The organism is Bacillus sp. V3B (assembly GCF_024494465.1).
Classification (GTDB): Bacteria; Bacillota; Bacilli; order Bacillales; family Cytobacillaceae; genus Bacillus_BD.
On sequence record NZ_JAETXM010000008.1, the window covers coordinates 15,517 to 37,316 of the forward strand.

21 protein-coding genes and 1 pseudogene are annotated in these 21,800 nt (G+C 37.8%); 2 read left to right on the forward strand and 20 right to left on the reverse strand.

From position 1 onward, the window contains the following. Nucleotides 1-546 precede the first annotated feature (546 nt). The 18 genes from JMM81_RS11020 to JMM81_RS11105 all read right to left on the reverse strand — a co-directional run bounded on the left by JMM81_RS11020 (nucleotide 547) and on the right by JMM81_RS11105 (nucleotide 18,407). A complete protein-coding gene (locus tag JMM81_RS11020; protein ID WP_256241628.1) occupies nucleotides 547-1,017 on the reverse strand; it encodes a YjdJ family protein in 471 nt (156 codons plus the stop codon). 596 nt (nucleotides 1,018-1,613) lie between these two features. Continuing rightward, complete coding sequence (locus JMM81_RS11025) at nucleotides 1,614-1,949, reverse strand: 2Fe-2S iron-sulfur cluster-binding protein (RefSeq protein WP_256241629.1); 336 nt, start codon at nucleotides 1,947-1,949, stop codon at nucleotides 1,614-1,616. A 38-nt stretch (nucleotides 1,950-1,987) separates the two neighbouring features. Then, on the reverse strand, nucleotides 1,988-2,902 hold the full coding sequence (locus JMM81_RS11030) for a catechol 2,3-dioxygenase (protein WP_256241630.1): 915 nt from the start codon (nucleotides 2,900-2,902) through the stop codon (nucleotides 1,988-1,990). Between the two features lie 113 nt (nucleotides 2,903-3,015). Continuing rightward, the gene (locus JMM81_RS11035; protein ID WP_256241631.1) at nucleotides 3,016-4,041 is read right to left on the reverse strand and encodes an NADH:ubiquinone reductase (Na(+)-transporting) subunit F; all 1,026 of its coding nucleotides are present in this window, start codon (nucleotides 4,039-4,041) and stop codon (nucleotides 3,016-3,018) included. A 108-nt stretch (nucleotides 4,042-4,149) separates the two neighbouring features. Next, nucleotides 4,150-4,434, reverse strand: coding sequence for an EsaB/YukD family protein (locus JMM81_RS11040; protein WP_256241632.1), 285 nt, complete (start codon nucleotides 4,432-4,434; stop codon nucleotides 4,150-4,152). A gap of 26 nt (nucleotides 4,435-4,460) precedes the next feature. Beyond that, nucleotides 4,461-5,954, reverse strand: a complete 1,494-nt coding sequence (locus JMM81_RS11045; RefSeq protein WP_256241756.1) for a ferritin family protein — start codon at nucleotides 5,952-5,954, stop codon at nucleotides 4,461-4,463. Nucleotides 5,955-5,978: 24 nt separating this feature from the next. Further along, the gene (locus JMM81_RS11050) at nucleotides 5,979-6,284 is read right to left on the reverse strand and encodes an MmoB/DmpM family protein (protein ID WP_256241633.1); all 306 of its coding nucleotides are present in this window, start codon (nucleotides 6,282-6,284) and stop codon (nucleotides 5,979-5,981) included. 9 nt (nucleotides 6,285-6,293) lie between these two features. Continuing rightward, nucleotides 6,294-7,415, reverse strand: coding sequence for a ferritin family protein (locus tag JMM81_RS11055; RefSeq protein WP_256241634.1), 1,122 nt, complete (start codon nucleotides 7,413-7,415; stop codon nucleotides 6,294-6,296). Between the two features lie 369 nt (nucleotides 7,416-7,784). Beyond that, nucleotides 7,785-8,693 (reverse strand): methylisocitrate lyase, encoded by a 909-nt coding sequence (gene prpB, locus JMM81_RS11060; protein ID WP_256241635.1) that lies wholly within the window; start codon nucleotides 8,691-8,693, stop codon nucleotides 7,785-7,787. Between the two features lie 135 nt (nucleotides 8,694-8,828). Beyond that, on the reverse strand, nucleotides 8,829-10,265 hold the full coding sequence (prpD, locus tag JMM81_RS11065; protein ID WP_256241636.1) for a 2-methylcitrate dehydratase: 1,437 nt from the start codon (nucleotides 10,263-10,265) through the stop codon (nucleotides 8,829-8,831). A gap of 100 nt (nucleotides 10,266-10,365) precedes the next feature. Continuing rightward, entirely contained in the window at nucleotides 10,366-11,484 is a 1,119-nt protein-coding gene (mmgD, locus tag JMM81_RS11070) for a citrate synthase (RefSeq protein WP_256241637.1), read from the reverse strand. Nucleotides 11,485-11,553: 69 nt separating this feature from the next. After that, nucleotides 11,554-11,769 carry a 2-hydroxymuconate tautomerase gene (locus tag JMM81_RS11075; protein WP_256241638.1) on the reverse strand — a complete coding sequence of 72 codons (216 nt, stop codon included), beginning with the start codon at nucleotides 11,767-11,769 and terminating at the stop codon, nucleotides 11,554-11,556. Between the two features lie 390 nt (nucleotides 11,770-12,159). Continuing rightward, nucleotides 12,160-14,067 carry a XylR N-terminal domain-containing protein gene (locus JMM81_RS11080; protein WP_256241639.1) on the reverse strand — a complete coding sequence of 636 codons (1,908 nt, stop codon included), beginning with the start codon at nucleotides 14,065-14,067 and terminating at the stop codon, nucleotides 12,160-12,162. A gap of 770 nt (nucleotides 14,068-14,837) precedes the next feature. Continuing rightward, nucleotides 14,838-15,800, reverse strand: coding sequence for an L-histidine N(alpha)-methyltransferase (gene egtD / locus JMM81_RS11085; protein WP_256241640.1), 963 nt, complete (start codon nucleotides 15,798-15,800; stop codon nucleotides 14,838-14,840). A gap of 1 nt (nucleotide 15,801) precedes the next feature. Then, the gene (egtB, locus tag JMM81_RS11090; RefSeq protein WP_309143493.1) at nucleotides 15,802-17,064 is read right to left on the reverse strand and encodes an ergothioneine biosynthesis protein EgtB; all 1,263 of its coding nucleotides are present in this window, start codon (nucleotides 17,062-17,064) and stop codon (nucleotides 15,802-15,804) included. A gap of 363 nt (nucleotides 17,065-17,427) precedes the next feature. Beyond that, nucleotides 17,428-17,673, reverse strand: coding sequence for a YkuS family protein (locus JMM81_RS11095; protein ID WP_256241641.1), 246 nt, complete (start codon nucleotides 17,671-17,673; stop codon nucleotides 17,428-17,430). Between the two features lie 204 nt (nucleotides 17,674-17,877). Beyond that, nucleotides 17,878-18,036, reverse strand: a complete 159-nt coding sequence (locus JMM81_RS11100) for a hypothetical protein (protein ID WP_256241642.1) — start codon at nucleotides 18,034-18,036, stop codon at nucleotides 17,878-17,880. A 119-nt stretch (nucleotides 18,037-18,155) separates the two neighbouring features. After that, the gene (locus JMM81_RS11105) at nucleotides 18,156-18,407 is read right to left on the reverse strand and encodes a DUF1292 domain-containing protein (protein WP_256241643.1); all 252 of its coding nucleotides are present in this window, start codon (nucleotides 18,405-18,407) and stop codon (nucleotides 18,156-18,158) included. A 387-nt stretch (nucleotides 18,408-18,794) separates the two neighbouring features. On the opposite strand from JMM81_RS11105, the gene JMM81_RS11110 reads away from it, so the two are divergent. Continuing rightward, nucleotides 18,795-18,968, forward strand: coding sequence for a hypothetical protein (locus JMM81_RS11110; protein ID WP_256241644.1), 174 nt, complete (start codon nucleotides 18,795-18,797; stop codon nucleotides 18,966-18,968). Nucleotides 18,969-19,190: 222 nt separating this feature from the next. Beyond that, nucleotides 19,191-19,622 (forward strand): CHRD domain-containing protein, encoded by a 432-nt coding sequence (locus JMM81_RS11115; protein ID WP_256241645.1) that lies wholly within the window; start codon nucleotides 19,191-19,193, stop codon nucleotides 19,620-19,622. A 79-nt stretch (nucleotides 19,623-19,701) separates the two neighbouring features. Here the strand turns inward: JMM81_RS11115 and JMM81_RS11120 are convergent. Both JMM81_RS11120 and JMM81_RS11125 read right to left on the reverse strand, forming a co-directional pair. Then, nucleotides 19,702-19,869: pseudogene (locus JMM81_RS11120) on the reverse strand (cell division protein FtsZ); the annotation flags it as partial. A 209-nt stretch (nucleotides 19,870-20,078) separates the two neighbouring features. Then, a complete protein-coding gene (locus JMM81_RS11125; protein ID WP_256241646.1) occupies nucleotides 20,079-21,647 on the reverse strand; it encodes a long-chain-fatty-acid--CoA ligase in 1,569 nt (522 codons plus the stop codon). Between the last annotated feature and the right edge of the window lie 153 nt (nucleotides 21,648-21,800).

The following is a 21,800-nucleotide window of genomic DNA, read 5'->3' on the forward strand; positions in this document are numbered from 1 at the left end:
GTGTTTGCATGGTATAATATACCTGTACAAGTTGTTCTTTGAAAACTGAAGATAGGAGGTTCTAGCAGGAAAAACGTCTGTTAGGTAAAATCTTCAACGTTCTTTCGTCCCACACGTACTGAAGTTGCTAATCCTTAGCTAAAGTAGGACGTATGGAGAGTCAACGTACAAGTTTGCATGACCGGCAGGAGACTGAATTAGTCGTTTGTACTGCTAACCGTCGGTGCGACGGGGTTAGCCTGCTCAATATCTGTTCGATAGAACGGAGTTCGCAGGAATCCCCCACTTCAAATTTCGTCAGAAATTAAGTGGTGAGTAGTTCAAAAGTGACAGGCACTCATTAGATATATTCAAACAAACGATAACATTCTCCCCAAAGGAAATGACAGTTTAGTAGCTCCGCTTACTTAGTACATTTGTTAATTAGTCATTTCACTTTTAATATAGGTAAAGCATAGGGACGGTTCTTTGCTTCCTTTAACAAATAAGAAGCAAAGAACCATCCCTTTGATTTTTATTATCTTTGAGCGCCAAAAGAAACAAAAGTTAATATAGCTCTTTCGTCTTCGTACTAAAAATCCTCAACAACGCTGCAACGGTCATTAAAATACCAATTAAGAAAAAAAGATTGAAAAAAGTTTGTAAACCATCGATTGGAGAATTAGCTACTAAACCACTTATTCCTAAGAACAAAATTCCCATACAAGATAGGAAACCGGCAAACATCTTTTGGCTACGTTTGAACAGAATGTACCCGATCAGGATGACCAAGTATGTACCGCTTAGAAACATGAGGATAGGGAATGTAGGGAAAAATTTGGCTGCATAGACAAAATAATCAATGAGTAAAATATCGCTTGGATGCACGACTTCTCCATTCATCAATTGAGAGAAAATAGCCGTATACTTCCATTCCCAAGAATCCCCCAATATATTGCTGCCTTCATACCATGCAACTATAGTAGAAAATAGGAAAAGCATTACAACAAAACCAAGTTGGATCATTATCTTGAACATTTCCCTCACCTCAAATATAAAATTAAGATTTGGATGTTACACCTAAACAAAAATGGACATTTCACAATCCTACTAGTTAGTTGAAAATGTTGAGCCAGTACTATCTCTTTCAATAATAAGAGCCAGAATTCCTTTAAAATGATCGAAAGAAACTTCTAAACGATTCCCTTATTTCACTTCTGCCCCATTTTTTCAAAAAAACAAACTCTCTTCTTCAAGTATAGAACCCCATTTGTTGAATAAAAAATAGGACTATTTTCAACTATCTTTCTATCTTGGCCAGTTAATCCAGGTAGTTAGGATCGAAAATACGAGTCATCTCCTCTGAAAGCAGTTGAAATTCTTCTTCCATATTTAATTCATGTCGCATAAAAAACCTATCCTTTCTAGCTATTTAGTAGAAAGGATAGGCTTTTTCCTCGGTTTTTTTCTCTAAATTGGAATAATCTGCTTAACTTGATGGCTATGGTGCTAGGCACCATCCATTATCTGGATATGGTGTCTGGCACCTATTTAGCACTTATTTAATAAACAAACAAGAGGCTTTCCCTTGAGGTGTCTAATACCTTTGCCTACGGGGAAGCCTCCGGCAACCACTACTTTGTTTCAGCCAATTTTACTGCATTCGATTCATTTTGCCGTTTCTCGTAATCTTCTACTGTGATGATGTCAAGATCGCCTTTTGGTGTCATACAGCAAGCCAACGCATAACCATTCTTTAATTCTTCATTCGATAAAACCTCATGTGAGCGGACTAATTCTTGAGCATATTGCCCATCAAGTACTTTTACCTTACACATACCGCATCCGCCCTGCTGGCACCCTGTTGGTATTGGAATAAACTGGTCACGAGCTGCTCGTAATGGCGTTACATTCGGTGGACAAGAATACCCAAACTGCTGCCCTCTTGCTTTAAGAGTCACTTTATACATGCATATCCCCCCTATTTTTTCCCATAAGATATTCTAGATCAAGTTAACGCTTTCATAAAGGATTCGGATAATTCTCTACGATGGTAGAAAATACCTTGCCCAATTTTCTCCTCGGTCCAGGTGATCGTTGGCATATCTGCATAGGTCATATATCCACCTGCAAACGCCTCATTCCGGTTTCCAGATGGGTCAAAGAAATAAATCGTTTCCCCTCTTGTAATCCCATGACGTGTCGGGGTGACATCGAATGGAACTTCATACATGGATAAAAGATCCGCTGCTTTAAAGACATCATGAAGGGAGTCAACATGGAATCCAGCATGGTGAAGCTTAGCGTCCGGACCTTTCACAAAAGCGATATCATGTGCTTTATTGGTCGTAAACAAGAAGCTTCCTAGTAATTCTTCTCCGTCTACAGTTGTAATTCTTTCACTTTGTCTGAAGTTAAGGGCTTCAATAAAGAATCTTGTGACCGTTTTTAAGTCATTACCTGTTAATAAACAGTGGTCAAGGCGATGTGGGGCAATTCCCTTTGTCCCTAACGGCCATGGATGTGGATTTAAATTACCTACAGCTGTTCCTAGGCATTCGATTTCATGATACAGTTCGCAATGATGACCTGTTGGTAGAATAAAATGAACGGCTTCCCCTTCTGCCAATCTTGTACCATTAGAAATACGGGTTGTGGTACAACCAAATTCTTCAATTTTCTTTTCATAGTAAGCTAAGTCATCTAATGTCTCCACTTTAAAAGCTAAATGAGCCATTCCAGCAGTGTTAGATTGTGTTAAAATGACACTGTGATGATCAAATTCATCCCATGCTTTTAAGTAAACACTGTTACCCATACGTCCTGTTTCTTCTAAGCCAATCACATTCGTATAATAATCTACTGATTTCTCTAAGTCTAAAACTTTTAACTCTATTCGACCCATACGCATAACTCTAGCCATTATTTTTCCCCCTAGCTATTCATTTTAGCTTAATAAGCAATATTAAGGATCTCATTGTAGCCTTATAGATTCGTAGGCTACAAATGAGATTCCTATCCAATCACTATCTTTCCTTAAAACTCATCATAAGAAATATTGGTGCCCTTCATTCCGCCTTTATAAAGAGCATCACAGGATGTTTCAATCATAATCGGTGGTCCGCAAAGGTAGGCATCCATATTAGACATGTCTTCAATCTTGCTTGAAATCACATCCGCAATAAAACCAACTTCTCCATCCCATTCATCTGTAGCATCCGGTTGGGATAAAGCCGGAACAAAGTGGAAGTTTGGATGTTGTTGCGCTAATTCCATCCATTCTTCAACGTAATACAAATCTTTTTTCGAACGAGCCCCGTAGAAGAACCACACTTCCCTTTCGAAAGACTGTGAGAATACTTCTTCTAATAACGACTTAATAGGAGCCATTCCAGAACCACCAGCAACGAATATCAAGTCTTTGTCTCGATTACGAAGCTGCATGCTTCCATAAGGTCCTGAACCACCCGCAATATCCCCCACTTGTAAGTCACACATATAATTAGAACCTTTACCTTCTGAAACACGCTTGATATGAAACTCTAAAATACTTCCATCCTGATATTTGTTGGCCAATGAATACGCGCGTGTATCTTCTAAACCAGGTATATCAAACTCAAAAAACTGGCCTGATGCATACTCAATATTTTGTGGTTCCTGTAATTTCAGCTTGATCATATGAATATCATGCGTACAGGCTACATTTTCGACTATCTCCGCTTGAAAATCATGTACGGCAAAGAATGGGAGATCTGATTCTTCTTCTTCTATTTCAATTACGAGATCACTTTCTACCAATGTACTGCACATAAGTGTAAATCCTTCTTCGCGTTCGAAGCTCATTAATGAGTATTCCGATACACGGTCCATGATTTCAAAATCTCCATCAAGGACTTGGCACTTACAGGCTGAACAACTACCATGACGGCAACCATAAGCCACTTGAATCCCATTTCGAATCGCTGCATCTAGTATCGTTTGTCCTTCCTTTACCGTAATCGTTTTACCACTTGGCTCTAGTGTCACTTCATATGTCTCAAGTGCCGTTTTAGCTTGGCTCATCGTTCCGTCTCCCCTCTCCCCTATTCTTCTATATTTTTATAGGAATAGTAGTGTATAAGCGAAAAACTATACTCTACTATTTATCAGTTTGACCACTTATAAGATTTCTTACGCTGTTATGATTTGTAGATAATCTCCATTTCGCATCCCAGCTTCTTCCACGGTTTGATCTAAAGAAATTTCTACATCTCCAGAAGCTCGTTTTAATACGAAGCGATAGTTCTTTTCTTTATCTGCTTTATACATGTCTAAACAATCATCCAGCAATTCCTTAGTTGGCATGTTATAACGAGCCCTCATCCCAATATGACTCGTACACAATTTACTTTCTGTATACGGTTTTAGTACCGGCCAGACAATAAGATGATTATCATATTTCAAGTAGTTTGCCATGATCGTTCCCCCTATTCCACTTCACTTTAGAAAAATTTCTTATCTAGTCCTAGATGTCTCCGATGCTCTAACCAATGGGCATGTTCATTAGACGAGTAATGTTCGCCCGCTTCATCTGGAGATAAACCTGTATATTTGAATAAACCAGCTACTGGATCTTCACCAAATTCTCCGCTCAAATAGGCTTCTGCCGGCCACCAAACCTGCATATATTTAAATGGTTCTTGCTCAAAAATATGCTTACATCCTGGTGAACAAGTCAGATACGTTTTATTGTTATATTCGCTGTACTGTGTCCACAACTGTGTCGGTTTATCTGGATCTGGAAATTCTGCCGGAACTTGACAAACGGTACAAATGGCTGGAATTCCAGGACTTGCACTCGCAAAGATGTTATCATCATTTTTGCGAAAGTATGGCGCATAATACTGGTCGAACAGAGGATATTCCTTTGATAACCAGTCATAATCATCAGGCTGCAGTTGGAATCCTCTAAAAAGGTTCGCATGTTTAAATTGATCCAGAATACGCATAACCGCATGAGAATAATGGTCTTTTTCTTTTATGCTGTCTTCTGCATGTAAAGGTAAACGAATCCCATATTTTCTTAAATCTTTAAACAATCCGTTAAACACCTGTTCTTCTACATAAATTTCAAATGCTTTCTTCCAAGAGATTGGACGAATACGAGGATAATAATCTACAAGTGTTGCAATGACCGAGAACATACGATAGGCTCTCCAATACCATTTATCAATCCAGCCTTGAATGATTGGAACATTACGGTCATCTTCTTCTAACAGCATTTTCAAGGCGGACATTCCTAAAGCCATATGTCGTGATTCATCTGATTGCACTGTTTTACCAACAGCAGCGAAGTTATCATCGCCCACCGCACCCGCAGATGAAGCAAACGGTAAGAAAAGAATATTTGTAAACACGTACTCGAATGAGAAAGAAATGGCGATCAATGCTTCAAATGGACCGGCTGTCATGGCATCATCAAAGAATGATTTTGGTACCGTATTAAACCATAGATTTTGAGATGTTTTAGCAAAATTATGAAGGCCATCAATTTGTTTACTCATATGAGCATAGTGTTTAATTTCAATTTGGGCATGACGTAGTTCATCAATCGCCTGATTAAAGGTGGCAAAGCGAATCGCTTCAATTGGTATGTTTCTACCGACATAAGCCATCAGGCGGTGTGCGGCGTATTCTGCAGGTTGAACGGCTGTCGCAAATACTTTTACACCTTCATACCAGCGTGAATCGACCACTTTCGCATGACCATCATTCGCCTCAAAGGCATTTCGAACGGCATGATAAATCCCATCTTTCTCCGATTGAATCTTCACATATTGATTGTAGGCCATACGGAAAGGGTCTTCCCATCTGCTTGGATCTTTCAGGATAATGCCTTCTTTTTCAATTAAAGGATACACCTTATTGATATCAAAATCTTTTGGCTCCCACATTAAATCCCTTGTCATTGCATGATACTTTTCTTTCGTCCCCATTTTAGCCACTAGTACATTCCCTCCTTATTCTGCATCTTCCCATTCTATCGTTAATTGCTCTTCGTCCCAATCTGTAATAAAACCGAAACATGAACTCATCACCATGTGTACTTGATCCATATCAAAATCGGCCCCAAGATGTTCTTCCACAGTCTCTCTGTTTAACACCAGCTTCCCTGGTACTTTTACTTTTTTATAAACCATGTAGTCTTCCACAACAACGCCTTCATTATCTTCTTGAATGGCTGCGATAATCGCTGTCACGAGACTACCTCCGCTTGTATCTAAATCCATCCCGACATACGCTTGTTTTACCGCCATATTGATCATTCCTTTCTCCTAGTTAAGGACAATCTCGTATTGTTTAAACGGAATTTTATATTTTTTATAAATAGGAATAATCGCTTCTTCTTCAATCTTTTTCAATGTCTCTGGAAGATTAATAGATATTCCGTGTTTTTCAAACAATGGAGCCAATGCAAGAACAGCTTCGAATGCCTTCGGATACCATTTATCTACCCATTCTTGAATAATTTCTACATTCGAAAGGGTTTCTTCTGGTGTCTCCCTCGGATCACTTAATGTTCTTCCCCAACGATAATCGCCTTCCCAATCTTCATAGCCTAAAGTCTTTAAATAATCCCAGCGGCTTTGTGCCTCATCACCTGCTAAAAGTTTAAAAAGAGAGAATGCCCAATCACGATGCCAATCTAATTGCTTGGCAATGACCAAGTTTAGAATGGATAAATGGGTATCTCCTTGTTTGACTGCTTCTTGATTAAATTCACGATACATCAGATTTCCTAACAGAAGGTCTAATGTTAAATTTTCAGCCACAAGAACTTCTGCCCAATCTTCTGTTACCAAAATTTCCTCTACATAATGACGCAAGGGTTGAAAAGCTGGTTCGTTTAGTAACACCTGTTTTCCATGTGCAAGGTAGTCACCATGATGCTCCTGCATATTCATCGCCCATTGAGAGATCCACTGAGCCCTTCCTGTTTTGTCGTATGCTTGATACGTCGCACATTGCTCAATGGCTGACCCTAAAGCATAACGAATGACATGTTGCATTTGCACATTCTCGCCATATTCTAAATGTCTTAATGGCGTATAAAGGTCTCTCAGAGTATCCGCCCACTGTGGTGATAGATTTTGAATGACATCAAGTTGATCGGCATAAGAAAATCCATTTTCCACTTCTTCTGCCATTTTCTTTCGATTATTGACATAGGTTGTATACCAAAACTTTTTGGGATCACGGAAGGCTTCCCAATCGGATGATTTCAACCGGGTGTAGCGCGGATCGTAAATATCAAAATCCTTTTCATCATAAACATGACGATAATGTGTGTGAACATAAGGCTGTTGTCTTACCGTTACTTCTTCATATTCATTCTTCGTTTTCCAATCCCACGGCTGCTCCCGAATTGTTTTTTTGAACGTAGATTCTTTTGTCATTCTTTTTCCTCCTTATTCGGTTTCATCGTTTTCCGAAAATGATGAATGATTCTATTAAACATTCAATCAGGTCAACGCCTTCCCAAATGATTCGATTAGCTCTCTTCTATGTTAAAAAATATCTTCAATCATTTGATCTTATTTACAAATGATTGTTAGAAATCACCGCAAACAATGTATCCGCTTTCAAAAGCTTTGTTGCGATTTCTAGATACAACATAGAAATTCTTAATGCCCAGATGGGTTTTGTCTTTCATATCCTCTATGAAGGGTATTTTTCTCAGGAAGAACATGAACAGGTCTAGGATTAATTGGATCCAGCCCTTGTCCCTATTCAACAAGGAACTGAATCCTTCATTTTTATTGCCTTTATTGCCCTTTCGATAATAATGTTTTCGCAATCTCCTGATCCATTCCCTCAAACTCATAATAAGAGATCGTTGAATACAATTCACTTCTTGTTTGCATATCATCAAGGCCTTCCTTCTGTGTACCTTGTTCTTTTATGAGCTGAAAAATACGTTCGTATGCTTTCGCAGCCACCCTTAAGGACGTAACGGGATAAATGACCATTTGATACCCCATATCAGCAAATTCAGCTGCGGTATAATAAGGAGTTTTGCCAAATTCCGTCATATTCGCTAATAAAGGGGCCGAAATAGATTGAGCGAATAAACGGAATTCCTCTTCCGATTGAAGAGCTTCGGGAAAAATAGCATCTGCTCCTGCTTCTACATAAGCCTCTGCTCTTTTAATGGCTGATTCAAGACTTTCCACAGCTCGGGCATCCGTTCGGGCCACAATCACAAGAGACGGCGCCGCTTTTTTAACGGCTCGGATTTTTTGCACCATTTCCTCCGTAGAGACCAATTTTTTCCCATTTAAATGGCCGCATTTTTTTGGTAGCTGTTGATCTTCTAGTTGAACAGCCGCTACATTCGCTTCCCACATCTCTCGTGCTGTACGAGCCACATTCAATACACCGCCAAATCCAGTATCAATATCCACTAAAACGGGTAAATCAGTCGCTCGAATTAATTCTTTGGCTCTTTGCGCCACTTCAGTCGAGGTAATTACGCCTAAATCGGGTAAGCCACAGCTGGCTGTATAAGCTGCACCGGATAAGTAAAGAGCGGAAAACCCAGCTTGTTTGGCTACAAGAGCTGCCATCGCATCATGCGCCCCTGGGATTTGCATCATATCAGGGGCATTCATGAGCTGTTTAAATCGATTGGCGAGTTCCGCTTGAGTTGAAGGTTGATCTACAATCCATGCCATGTCCATTTCCTCCTTTAAATTAAGGCTGTGTTAATGATTTCGTGTGCATGGCAGCATGTTTGATTCGAATGAATAACGTAGCTGAACGTGCACATCAAAGGCCTTTGTAGCAACAACCATATTATTTAACAAAACCTAAATGAAAAATAAATCCATAAATTTATTTACTGGCATACTGGACAATCTTTCAGAATCCGAGCATACTTCTTGAATGTTCTTTACTTGTTTTTGTGAGAAATGTGTCTGAAGATTGGAAGAAAACTTTCTGATGATTTGGGGAATCGCCTCATCTCGACGGAAACGGTGCCCTAATGGATACTCACATTCCACTACGTCCGTTTTTGAACCATCCCTAAAATGTACTTGAACCGCATTCGCAATGGAACGCTTATTTGGGTCTAAGTAATCGGCACTGTACTGTTTATTTTCCACCACAACCATCTTGTCTCTCAATTGGTCAACTCGTGGATCTGACGCTGTTTCATCTTCATAGTGATCGGCTACAATATCTCCAAAGATCAATCCGATCGCTGTAATATACTGAATACAATGATCACGGTCAGCTGGATTATTTAAAGGACCTTCCTTATCAATAATACGAATCGCTGACTCATGCGTCGTAATCGTAATACGATCGATTTCGTCCAAACGGTCAATTACTTCCGGATGAAGCTGAACCGCACATTCTGCAGCCGTTTGTGCATGAAATTCCGCAGGGTAGGACACTTTGAAAAGGACATTTTCCATGACATAGGAATCAAGTGGACGAGCTAGCTTCAATTCTTGTTTATTAAATAAAACATCCTGGAATCCCCAGCCTGGTGCTGAAAGAGCCGTCGCATAACCCATTTCTCCTTTAAGTGCCATTAAAGCTAAATGAACTCCCCTACTTGTTGCATCTCCAGCAGCCCATGATTTCCGGGATCCTGTATTCGGGGCATGCCTGTACGTACGCAAACTACTATTATCAATCCAAGCATGTGATATAGCGTTTGTAATTTCTTCTTTTGTTCCTCCCAACATTTTCGCCACAACAGCCGTCGTTGCCACTTTGACAAACAGAACATGATCCAGACCCACTCGATTTAAACTATTTTCAAGTGCGAGCACTCCCTGAATTTCATGGGCCTTAATCATACTTTCTAGCACATCTTTCATCGTTAAAGATTCCTTCCCTTCTGAAAGACGGACACGACTTATGTAATCAGCAACAGCCAAAATCCCACCTAGATTATCTGAAGGATGTCCCCACTCAGCAGCAAGCCATGTATCGTTATAATCGAGCCATCGAATCATACAACCAATATTAAAGGCTCCTCTTACTGGATCTAAACAATAGGATGTGCCTGGTACTCTAGATCCGTTCGGAACAACGGTTCCCGGCACAATAGGGCCCATCAGCTTTGTGCATTCCGGATAATTTAAAGCTAGTATCCCACAGCCAAGTGTATCTAATAGTACATAACGGGCGGTGTCAAGAGCTTCGATACTCGTAATCTCTTTATTTAGTACATATTCTGTTACATCCTCTAATAATTGATCTGTTCGATTTAGTTCGTTTGTCTTTAACATGTTTTTCTTCCCTTCCCTCGGAAATTTGATTATGATAGTAACATGAATGTTGGCCAGAACATTCATGTTACGGTGAAGCTAAAAACAATTCCTCGGTTGTTTACTTGCTTAAGGCATGTCGTTCACCAATATAGTTTACTCGCGGGCGGAACAGGCGGTTATTGGCATGTTGTTCAATGACATGTGCACATAATCCGACTGTTCTCGACCCAAAAAAGATCGGTGTATATAAGGGAATCGGAATACCGAGCATCCAATAGACAGGAGCTGCGTAATAATCTAAATTGGGATAGAGTCCTTTTTCTCTTTCCATTAACCTTTCTCCCGCTTCACACATCCGGTATAAAAGGTCGTCTCCTTTGATATCACTCAGTTGCTTTAACGCTTCCTTCATCATGAGAGCTCGAGGATCCATTTTCTTCATATAAACACGATGACCAAATCCCATAATCTTCTCTTTGTTTAACAGCTTGTTTTCTAATAACGCTTCAAACTTTTCAACACTTTCTGCTTCAAGGAGCATGTGCATCACCGCTTCATTGGCCCCTCCATGTAAGTTTCCTTTCAGGGAAGCAACCGCGCCAGTCAGTGCGCCATACAAATCGGACTGAGTAGAAGCAATCACTCTTGATGTGAAAGTAGAGTTTGGCATCTCATGTTCACTGTAAAGCACTAGTGAAAGGTCAAAAATTTTCTCTTGAATGGCTGTAGGTTTAATGCCTGTAATCATATAGTAGAAATTGGCACTATAGGATAAGTCCTTGTCTGGATGAATAGGCTCTTGTTTAGTCAGAATCCGATAACTGTTAGCGACAATGTTTGGTATCGTCCCTAATAATCGGTAAGCACGTTCTTTATTCACGTCTAGTGATCGATTCTCAATATCCTCATCGTATCCTGAAATAAAAGAGATACCTGTTCTTAACGCATCCATAGGATGGGTCTTTTCAGGGAGCAATTTAAAAACTTCATAGAGCGCTTCTTGTATTTCATAGTAACTCTTTAATTTGTTTTGCAATCTATTCTTCTCTTCTTGATTGGGTAGACTTTCCTCTAGTAAAAGATGAACAATATCTAAATAACTATATTTCTTAGATAATTCAATTAAGTCGTACCCCTTAATGACGATTTCCCCTTGTACTGTATCAAGGAAAGAAATCTTTGTTTCTGCAGCTACTACTCCATCTAATCCTGGAAAAAAATTACTAACAGTACTCATTCTTTTTCCTCCATTTCACTTAAATTAACATTCATATACATAAAACAAGAGAAGAAGCTTATGATTTTGTTACAGCTTTGCTAAGCCATTATTTTTTTCTGCACGTTTTTTCACGGATTCTCCTGCAATTCCCCAATGTTCAGGAGACATTTCTTGTATCATGACACGGACAGTTTCCACTGGTGCCTCTAACACTTCCGCGACTAAATTAGACACTTCTCGAATCAATCTTTCTTTTTTCTCAGGCGAACGCCCTTCAACAATATTGACTTGAATAAGTGGCATGATTGAAACTCCTTTCTACATCCTTTTCATAAATATGTAAATCTAGCTTGATGTTTAAAATAGCGCTTTCGTAAACTCATTCGGTCAGAACTGATAGAGAAAGGGAATAGATGAATCGTTTATCTTCTGAAATAAAAGGACTTAGTAAAACTTTCCCTCTATTTACAGCTTTAATGGAATTCATTTATGAAATTCTAAAAGGTTTGCTTGTTTTCATATTACAAATTTTTAAGAATTTAAACAATAACATGAATATTCCGATTATTTTATTTTTTTAGTAGGTTCATGTCGGTTTTTTAAACAGATAGCAAAAAAGCCTCGAATAAAGAGGCTTTTCCCTAAAATCTACTATTCTCATTAAAAATAAAACTCACTGCAAAATGTTCTCTATCATGTAAGATTCAGATCTAATTCTCCTATTAAAATTAAAGACTGAAGTGCTAAATAGAGTTGATAGTTATAAAAAGGATTTCTTAAATTTTGCTTCAGCAAATCTTCAATTCGAGAAATTCGATATCTTAAGCCACTGAGAGACAACGTATTATCACATGCCGTTTGTTCCAGGTTTCCACCATTCTCAAGAAAAATATACAGGGTTTTAATTAAATCTAATTTCTTATGATCCACATTATCGATTAGCGATCCAAGCATACTGCGAGCAATATACCTAATTTCTTTTTCATTATTTTGATTAATCAATGGCCCAACCATACCGAGAGAATCAAATAACATGATCCTATTTTTCATTGTGGTCATTCGTAGAGCTGTATACGCTTCATTGTAGCAGTCTTTTGCTTTTCCGATTCTGTCCGACTCCTTGCTAATACCTGCAAAAAAGACAGCTTCTGAAAAATTCTCTGAAAGAAAACACAAGAAATGCTCAAGATACGTATCAATTCCTTCCTGCTCTATGTAACTGTTTGGAATGAGCACAATGACGCTTTTTGTACGATGACCGACTAAGATGTTTCCTTTTTTATTCTTAAAATAACTGGACGTTGCCTTTACCATCTCTTCATGGAACATAAACTCTTTTTTTAGGTTATTCTCCTGTACTCGATACTTAACGATTGCGATTCTATAAGGCTCAGAAAGATCGAGATGAATAAAGCTGCCCCGTCTTAAAATTTCTTCTTCATCTTCGTATTCTCCCCTTAGAATTTCATCAAAAAAATTCCCCATCATCCGCTGTTCTGTCTCAAACTTCGTTGCCTCATTTAGAAGAAAATGAGAACTAACTAGAGCTATACGTTCTAATATCATTTTATGAATTTTTGAATGACTGACTTGTTCATCCAGATAAATGAATGAACAGTACCCTTTTATTTTTCTTTGCAGATAAATAGGCGTAATCAGTCGAGTATGATGATCTAAACGAACCCACTTCGTTTCGTGAATTTCCTGAAAAACTTGTTTATCTTGTTTATTTCTTGAAGTTTGTTTACTCTGTAAGTAAGATTTAAACTCTTCATTTACTTCATTTAATTGAGAAGAGGAGATTCCAGTGTAAGCTAGAGGATTATGTTTGTCATCTGTAATAATTCCAGGTGTAGTGGTTTCTTTATATACGACCTCAGCAATGGATTTCAAGTTGTTCCCTTGCAGAAGTTCTTCCGTTAATTTTTTATGGATAATCGCACTCTTCTCTAAATTACCTTTTTCTTCCAAAAGTTTTTCGTACGTTAACTCCAACTCTTTAACAATGGGTGATTCCTGATAAAATTGAAGTTCATCATCCACTTCACCGTCCCAATAATCTAATGATTGTCCAACCCATTTGCATTCACGATGACTTTCTGCCTGACACGATAGTTCTTTAAATATCACCATCTGATTACAAATCCTTGAAAGATACCCGCTAGCATACCCGATCAATGTATAGCAGACAGGTGTATGGGAAAAACCAAACTTCCTAAGATGCTCTTCAGCCTCATAGGAGTCTCTCCACACCCCTTCCATATGTACCGATATTTTATCATTTGCCGGTTTCATTTCCAGGTTTGTTACCTCAATCTCTGCATTTCCTCTCATCCTATGCAGGATCGGGCCATATTCAATCACATCTTTCATGGTATTAAGGTTTTTCTTTAATACTTTTTTGGCATCCTCTTGACCAAGCTCCCAACCATGGCGAATTAAAAAACCTTTCACTCTTTCGTTGCCAATGTTTTTGATTAAATTTTTCCGGAGTGTTCCAAATGCAGAAATAGAAATTAAAATAGAGCGATCATCTTCCATAAAAAGGGACCCATTCTCTTTTACATACAGATTTTCATTTAAATTTAGATTGATACCCATATTTCCATCACGTCCTATTCGCCTATTAACTTATTACCCCAAGCAGTGAATACTGTTTCTGATTGAATAAACACTATTAATATTGATCATACCGAGATTAAACTATATATTCATAAAATTAGGAAGGAACCTTTCTGCTTTTCGACAGAATGCGTTCCGCTCCCTCCCAACGCTGCACAATTCATGCACACAGCTCTCTTCCAGATCTCTTGTTCATGACTCTTTCTCGTATTGTCACTTATAAGGTAGTTCCTGTTATCCTATAGTTAACTCTGTACGATGTGAAATCTTTAATAGGCATATCCACGAGTTCTAAGGTTTCTTCTAAAGTTATATAGTTATCAACTGAAAAAGCACTCCCATACATACTGACAATTTGATATTTTCTTTATTACTATTATTTTGGATTAATTATCGGAATAATTCAATAATTTTATTTGAAAATAAGACTTCTCAGCATCCATCACTTTCCCAAAATACAATAATTCTTTTGCGATGCCTTGTAGGTACCGCCACCTCCTAGGATGACTCCTAATCCAATTTCAGGAAAAGCAAATAAGACTTCCTTTCTGAAAGTCAAGATACGAAGAATCTAAAAAAGCCATTCACGTATAGTGAACAGCTTCATATACAGGATATTAATTGCCAAAAGACATCTCCCACAATTTTTCAATAGTCAGAACATCTGCAGACGCCTAGTCTGGTGATTAGTTCTTCCTCCTCATTTTCATGTAATGATAAAGTAAATATCAAACCGAATCGATGCACCCTTACAATGGTTCAATATACGTTACAGCAAAATAATTGTGTTTATCGGTCCAGACTTTACGTAGGCAAAGTCCTATTTTAACCAGTATTTGTTGGAATTCTTTGAGGTCGAACTTATAAGAATTCTCTGTATGAATCGTTTCTCCTGGAAGAAAAGAAAACGTTTCATCTCCAATTGATACCTCTTGAGCAGTCTCACTGATGAGATGCATTTCAATTCGATTTTTAACATGATTAAAAAAAGCATGGTGAGTGAATTGTTCCATTTGAAAATTGCCATCGAGCTCTCGGTTGATTCGGTGTAACAAGTTCTTGTTAAATGCAGCGGTAATACCTTTTGAATCGTTATAGGCTGCCTCTAGTAAACGGGGTGATTTTTTTAAATCAATACCAATAAGCAAACCATCATTTGGGTTTAGATTTTTAGCTAACTGGTGTAAAAATCTATCTCTTTCATTTTCATCAAAGTTGCCAATCGTCGAGCCTAGAAATAAAATGACTTTCCTTTCTTCTAAACCGTGACATAAAAACGACAAGGCTTGTGTATAGTCAGCACGAATGGCTTTTACATCCAATAAAGGATAGGAAACGAGTAATTTTTCAACTGTATTGTTCAAAGCTTCTCGTGAAATATCAATGGGAATATAACGATTTCCCCTTTGCAACGATTTTAAAATTAGTTTTATCTTTTCTTCACTTCCGCACCCTAACTCAATTAGAGTTGCCGTACTTCCAATAAATGAACCAATATCATCGTGAACACTTGCTAGTACCTCTTTTTCAGCACGGGTTAAATAATATTCTGGTAATGTGGTGATCTGATTAAAGAGCCCGCTCCCTTTTTTATCGTAAAATAACTTCGGATGTAACTGCTTTTGGGTTTGACTTAATCCCATCAGTACCTCTTCTTTTAAAGAGGAGAGAGGAGGATTCAAATCAAGGATCGCATTGTCTGTTTGCGTCAAGTTATTGTTCCCCCTTAGCTAAACGAATTCCGCTAAACTGCCACCTTTTTTCAGGATGGAAGAAATTACGGTAGGTTAGTCGAATATGATTGCGGGGAGTTGCACTCGAGCCGCCACGCAATACCATTTGATTGCTCATAAATTTCGAATTATATTCCCCTAATGCCCCCTCTAGTCTTGCACTTTGCGGATAAGGGATATAAGGGCTATTCGTCCATTCCCAGACTGTCCCAAAGATGACTTTAGTCGATTCGTAGTTTTCATTAAAAAGAAGGTTTTCTAAAAATTTCCCTTCTACTGGTTCATTTCGAAAAGCATGTTCCCATTCGTGTTCAGTCGGAAGGCGGTATCCAGCCCATCTTGCATAAGCATCGGCTTCATAAAAGCTGATATGTGTTACAGGCTGATTTTTTTCAACTGGTTTAAATCCCGAAAGCGTAAAATAATACCAAATTCCATCAATGTATTCCCAATAAAGTGGTGCCTTCCATTTTTGGTTAAGAACGGTTACCCAGCCATCAGAAAGCCAGTAATCGGGTGTCTCATATCCATTGTCTTCGATGAATTGAATATATTCTCCGTTTGTTACGGGTCTGTTTGCGATGGCAAAAGGATACAGAAAGTGTTTGTGAGCAGGTTGTTCATTATCGAAAGAAAAATCTTTATGATTGGTTCCGATCATTGTGAGACCTTCTTGGAAATAATTCCATTCTAGTGGGGGTACAGTCGAATATTTAAATGGATCCTCAATGTCTTTTTTATAGACTGGCTTTAAAGGGTTGATCGAAAAATTATATTTAAGATCTGTCATTAATAGTTCTTGATGCTGCTGCTCATGCTGAATACCTAATTGAATCAAGAAAAGAAATTTTTCACCGTGGTCATCACCATGAGTGAATAGATCCAGGATTTCTTCGTCTACCGCACACCGGTAATCTAGCACTTCTTTTACAGTCGGACGAGCAATCAGTCCCCGCATTTGTCTTGGGAAAGGCTTGCTTAATGTTTCATAATAGGAATTAAACAACTTACGTGCGTCTTCTAAATAAAATTGATATCCTGGTTTATAGTTCATTAGTATAAAATCTTCAAAAAACCAAGTTGTATGGGCTAAATGCCATTTGGGAGGACTCGTATCTTCCATTGCCTGCAGGACGAAATCCTCGGTCTCTAAAGGTTCTACGATTTTTAGTGTTAAGTTCCTTGTATATTCGTATTGCTTTAACAGGACATCTCTTCTGCTTGTTCCAATAGTAATAAGGATCCCTCCTTGACGATTCTATCGGCGAATCTTTGCCTCTTAAAGTGTGTAAGTTGATAATCAGCTGTACATCATGACGAAAAGAGTATATGACTTTAGAAGATCTATATAAATAAAATATGTAGTCGTACCTCGAAGAATTTAATAAAATTGGGTGTTAAAGGTGTTATCTATTATCTATATCTATTTGATAGCTTGGTAGCTTAAGTGAAGGCCAAAACTCAATTAAAAGTAAGGACACTTTTTGATTCTCCTTTAGGGTTTGTCTTTATATTACATATATTAAGGAATTGTGATATTATGCCAAGAACCGAAAAAGGTGCCTGGCACCATCCATTATCTGGATGGTGCCTGGCACCTTTAATATCAATGATTCATTTTATTTTCAATTCGCTTGATAACCTCGTCTGCTGATAAGCCACTTGCTTCAATAACCGAACCTTTGCTTAAAGCATCTTGCATTCCCATAACATCTGCATCTAATCCTGACACAACACAACAATCCATATTTTGTATGTTCGTTCCATTATTTAGTTCAACAAAATCATAGCCTTTGTCACGCAATGCTTGCTGAATATTTGTTAATGATCCCTCAACACCTACTTTTTGCATAATTACACCTCCTCTATTTCTAATTTTTCCCTTTGGAGGCCTTAATATGTATATATTTCTATTTCATTTAGCCTAGCAACTAAACCATTCATATCTCATACTATAAATTTCTTTTGATTATTCCCCTAATTTTTGTTGAAAAGGAGACGGAGTCACCTTATACCAGCCCCGTCTCCTTGACAATCCCGAATTGATAAGTGACTTCTACTTAACTTTATTTGAATAAACCTGTGTGGTTTTTGTCGTTTGTGTTTTTTCTGTAACGATTGCATTAGAAGATCCGTTGTTCTCAATATTTTCAAGAGCTTGGTCCATTGTATTTGTAACATTTAATTTATGCTCTGGGATCCGCTGACTTTTCATAAGACCACCGCCCTCCTTCCTTTCCATTTCACTTGGATATTTGGATATACTTTTTCAGATAAATCCTTTTACTTGTGCAGCTGATTAGATTCCTCAAAAACCCACTAATCAAGCACTCTTTATTCAGCAGGTACATTTTCAACAGCGATCTCGTATGCCTCCAAAATGGCTTCACTTTCTAAGGGATCCGATATGCCTATTAAATATTGGTCACCTTCATCTTCCTCCACCTTCATGACAATGGTCTCATCCTCTGCCTTTAGGAGGGCATAAGATTCTTCCTCCATATCAAATAAGGCCTCAACCGCATAATCTTTGCACTTGCCTTTCTCATCTTCAATGGTTATATAATCCCTATGGTCATCAAGCATGATCATCTCACCTCAAGTAAAAGTTCTTAAGACATAATGTCCCCTTTACGCAAAAAGTTATAAGATAAAAAACTTTATTTCCATCCTAGTAAAAACTCCTACTTATTACATCTCTTTGATCGTTGGTTAAAATCCATTTTTTATATGCATTTTTAGAGGAAAAAAGGATAAATTAGAAATATGGGGAAATACCAATGTATACTCCAAAAGGGGATATAGAAGAAATTATAGGAATGGGTGTTCGATCTCACCAAAAGAGGAAATGTAAGTTAAGGACCCATTTAAAAAACCGATTATACATAGACAGATAAATGGGAATAAAATATACATGCCATTAACTAAAGTTCTTGATAGATAAAAAATTCCATTTAAAAAGGAGGAAATGTAATGCCAGAAGTTAATAAGGACAATAAAATAACAAAATCTAAAAACCGATCAAATGATAGTATGAGTGGGGGAGCAATTGGTAATCAATTAAACAGCGATAACGCATTTAGTGACAGTGGTCTAGAAAATACTAGGTTACTGAATAAAGCAATGAATAAAGAGAAATCTGAATAACCCTTTATAGCCCCTAATTTAGATCGTATTTAGCGAACAGGAGACTGTTCGCTATTTTTACGTTTTACGTGTCTAATCTTATAAACAATCACAGACACGGTTCGTGCTATATAAAAGAAAAAAATTAAACCTCATTTACCTTCCTCTATGATAGTAGTACAAGCCATTCATCTTCAAAAACATATAATTAAAATATATGTTAGAAATTTTGGAGGTGAAAAAATGGATAAGAATCAACTTTTTTTTGCTAAATTAGAAGGATCTGAAGAGGTTCCCCCGGTTAAAACCGATGCTGATGGCTTCGCACAATTTAAAGTAAGTAGAGATGAAAGAAAGCTTCGATATCGTTTAACCGTAAATAATCTCGACAACTTTACTCAGGCACATATTCATCTAGGTAGAAGAGGGATGAATGGTCCTGTTGTCGTCTTTCTATTCGGTCTAGTTGATCCTGGTATTAGTGTTAATAAAGGAATCGTAGAAGGTATCATTACCGCAGATGATCTTGTCGGTCCCCTACAGGGAGAACCTCTATCGACTTTAATAGACCTTATGAGAGATGGAAAAACATATGTCAATGTTCATACTACCCAAAATCCTGACGGAGAGATTCGCGGACAAATCGAGCCTATTTATCCTGAAAAGGACTATTAGAATAAACCAAAATTCTTGTATTGATAATCAAATCAATTTGTTAAAAGAGCATCTGCCTATATCCAAGCAGATGCTCTTTTAAAGCTGTTCCCTGGTTGGACATGATGGTTTTCACATCAGCAAAATCAAGGTTGATTAAACCGGGTACAGCAATTAAATCAGAAATTCCTTGTACACCCTGCCTGAGGACATTATCCGCTTCACGAAATACTTCAAGCATAGGTGTTTTTTTACCTACAACATCTAATTAATATTGTTTGAATTTCTCTTTTTTCATAATTGAGGAAAGCCTGATCAGGAACAGATTACATTTCCCCTTTTTCATTACTAACCATTCTAAAACAAGAACAGAGTGCTATGCTGGTTAGCCTACCCTATTAATAAACCCTTACCTTTATAGGTACCGTAAAGCAGAATGAGAAAGCCACGACTGAACCATCCTGATTATGTTCTTGACTATACGATATCCCTTATTCTATTTTGGTCTGAAATCATAGGAAGGAGTCTTTTTTTATCTATTTTCCCATTCGAGTTCTTTGGCAATTTATCTAAAAACTGAATTTTATAAGGTACTTTGTATTTTGCTAAATTTCTTGTACAAAATTCAATCAACGTCTCTTCTGTAATGGAAAGATTATTTACGACTACAAACCCGATAATCGCTTCTCCTGTTTCCGGATGTGGAGTTCCCACTATAGATGTTTCTATAACATTGGAATGCGTATAGAGAATTTCCTCTACCTCTTTTGGGTAAACATTGTAACCGTTTATAATAATCACATCTTTTTTACGATCAACAATGTAAAAGTATCCTTCCTGATCCATTCGAACTAAATCACCCGTATAAAGCCAGCTGTCTTTTAATGTAGCAGCCGTTTCTTCAGGCTTTTTATAATACCCCTTCATAATATGTGGCCCTTTTACAAGGAGCTCGCCTACTTCTCCCATCCTAACTTCTTTACCAGACTCATCGACAATTTTACATTCTACATGCGGAACTATTTTTCCAATCGAACCAGGTGTTGGAGGATGATCTACTGGATTATACGTAACTGGAGCTGCTTCTGTTAAACCATACCCTTCCGTTATGGTTACATGAAACGTTTTCTCAAATTTTTTCAATAATGTAAGAGGAATAGATGCACCGCCAGAAAGACATAATCGAACCCCACTAAAATCCCCTTTATACATGGGTTGATCATTTACTGTTTGAAGTAGGTAATTGTACATCGTTGGCACTCCAGCAAATACCGTTGCATGATATTGTTTAGCGATTCGAAACACTTCTTTTGGAGAAAATTTAGGCATGATTAAAAGGGTTACTCCTTTTAACAAAGGGCTGCACAATGCCGCCCCAAAACAAAATACATGAGCCATTGGCAATACACTTATTACACGATCATTTTCATTATATTTTAAATAATCAGCAGTGATCTTGGCATTCGCATAAATACTTTCATAAGATAACATGGTTCCTTTTGGTTTACCGGTTGTTCCAGATGTATATAAAATAATGGCCGTATCCTTTTCGTCCAATAGTGGGGGAATATATTCTACATCTCCATCCTTGACTAATTGTGTAAATGATTTCAACTTACCTGTTAGCACGGGTGACTGAAAAGAACGTTTATGTTCGGATGGATAAATGATATAATGTCTCACCCTCGGAAGCTCTTCGGCCATTTCTTCAAACTTGTCCAATAATGAATCCATTGCCACAATTGCTTTCACATTTCCATCGTGCAATACATACTTCATTTCATTTGCTGTCAGAACTGGCTTAATCGGAACTACTACTGCTCCCATTCGTAAAATCCCGTATAGGGCAATGACATATAATGGACTATTCCAAGCAACTAACGCAATATGATCTCCTTTTTGATAGCCTAACCGTTCTAATCCCAAGGCAAATGTATTAACCTGTCTTTCCAATTCCCCATAGCTTGTTTCTTGATGTTGATAAATAAAAGCAGTTTGACCTGGATTATTTGCTGCTATTATGGATAATTGTTTAGTAAGCTTCATCTTCCATCCCCCTCCCTTAAGATTGACTGATAGTAGATAAACTCCTAATAAAATAATCCCCTGCTTGACTCCGTCTATATTTCTCTGAGGATTTTCGCAGGGGACTGATTATTTAGATGTCCATTAAACTATCACTAATTCTTTTTACCATAT

Bases quoted from the DNA above. Each gene is read 5' to 3' on its own strand.
- JMM81_RS11020 (WP_256241628.1), bottom strand. From the start codon at position 1,017: ATGTTCAAGATAATGATCCAACTTGGTTTTGTTGTAATGCTTTTCCTA.
- mmgD (WP_256241637.1), bottom strand. From the start codon at position 11,484: ATGAGTACTGTTAGTAATTTTTTTCCAGGATTAGATGGAGTAGTAGCT.
- JMM81_RS11045 (WP_256241756.1), bottom strand. From the start codon at position 5,954: ATGGGGACGAAAGAAAAGTATCATGCAATGACAAGGGATTTAATGTGG.
- JMM81_RS11095 (WP_256241641.1), bottom strand. From the start codon at position 17,673: ATGCAAAAAGTAGGTGTTGAGGGATCATTAACAAATATTCAGCAAGCA.
- JMM81_RS11100 (WP_256241642.1), bottom strand. From the start codon at position 18,036: ATGAAAAGTCAGCGGATCCCAGAGCATAAATTAAATGTTACAAATACA.
- JMM81_RS11040 (WP_256241632.1), bottom strand. From the start codon at position 4,434: ATGGCAAACTACTTGAAATATGATAATCATCTTATTGTCTGGCCGGTA.
- prpD (WP_256241636.1), bottom strand. From the start codon at position 10,265: ATGTTAAAGACAAACGAACTAAATCGAACAGATCAATTATTAGAGGAT.
- JMM81_RS11050 (WP_256241633.1), bottom strand. From the start codon at position 6,284: ATGATCAATATGGCGGTAAAACAAGCGTATGTCGGGATGGATTTAGAT.
- JMM81_RS11055 (WP_256241634.1), bottom strand. From the start codon at position 7,415: ATGACAAAAGAATCTACGTTCAAAAAAACAATTCGGGAGCAGCCGTGG.
- JMM81_RS11025 (WP_256241629.1), bottom strand. From the start codon at position 1,949: ATGTATAAAGTGACTCTTAAAGCAAGAGGGCAGCAGTTTGGGTATTCT.
- prpB (WP_256241635.1), bottom strand. From the start codon at position 8,693: ATGGCATGGATTGTAGATCAACCTTCAACTCAAGCGGAACTCGCCAAT.
- JMM81_RS11110 (WP_256241644.1), top strand. From the start codon at position 18,795: ATGCCAGAAGTTAATAAGGACAATAAAATAACAAAATCTAAAAACCGA.
- JMM81_RS11105 (WP_256241643.1), bottom strand. From the start codon at position 18,407: ATGCTTGATGACCATAGGGATTATATAACCATTGAAGATGAGAAAGGC.
- JMM81_RS11075 (WP_256241638.1), bottom strand. From the start codon at position 11,769: ATGCCACTTATTCAAGTCAATATTGTTGAAGGGCGTTCGCCTGAGAAA.
- JMM81_RS11080 (WP_256241639.1), bottom strand. From the start codon at position 14,067: ATGGGTATCAATCTAAATTTAAATGAAAATCTGTATGTAAAAGAGAAT.
- JMM81_RS11115 (WP_256241645.1), top strand. From the start codon at position 19,191: ATGGATAAGAATCAACTTTTTTTTGCTAAATTAGAAGGATCTGAAGAG.
- JMM81_RS11125 (WP_256241646.1), bottom strand. From the start codon at position 21,647: ATGAAGCTTACTAAACAATTATCCATAATAGCAGCAAATAATCCAGGT.
- JMM81_RS11030 (WP_256241630.1), bottom strand. From the start codon at position 2,902: ATGGCTAGAGTTATGCGTATGGGTCGAATAGAGTTAAAAGTTTTAGAC.
- JMM81_RS11035 (WP_256241631.1), bottom strand. From the start codon at position 4,041: ATGAGCCAAGCTAAAACGGCACTTGAGACATATGAAGTGACACTAGAG.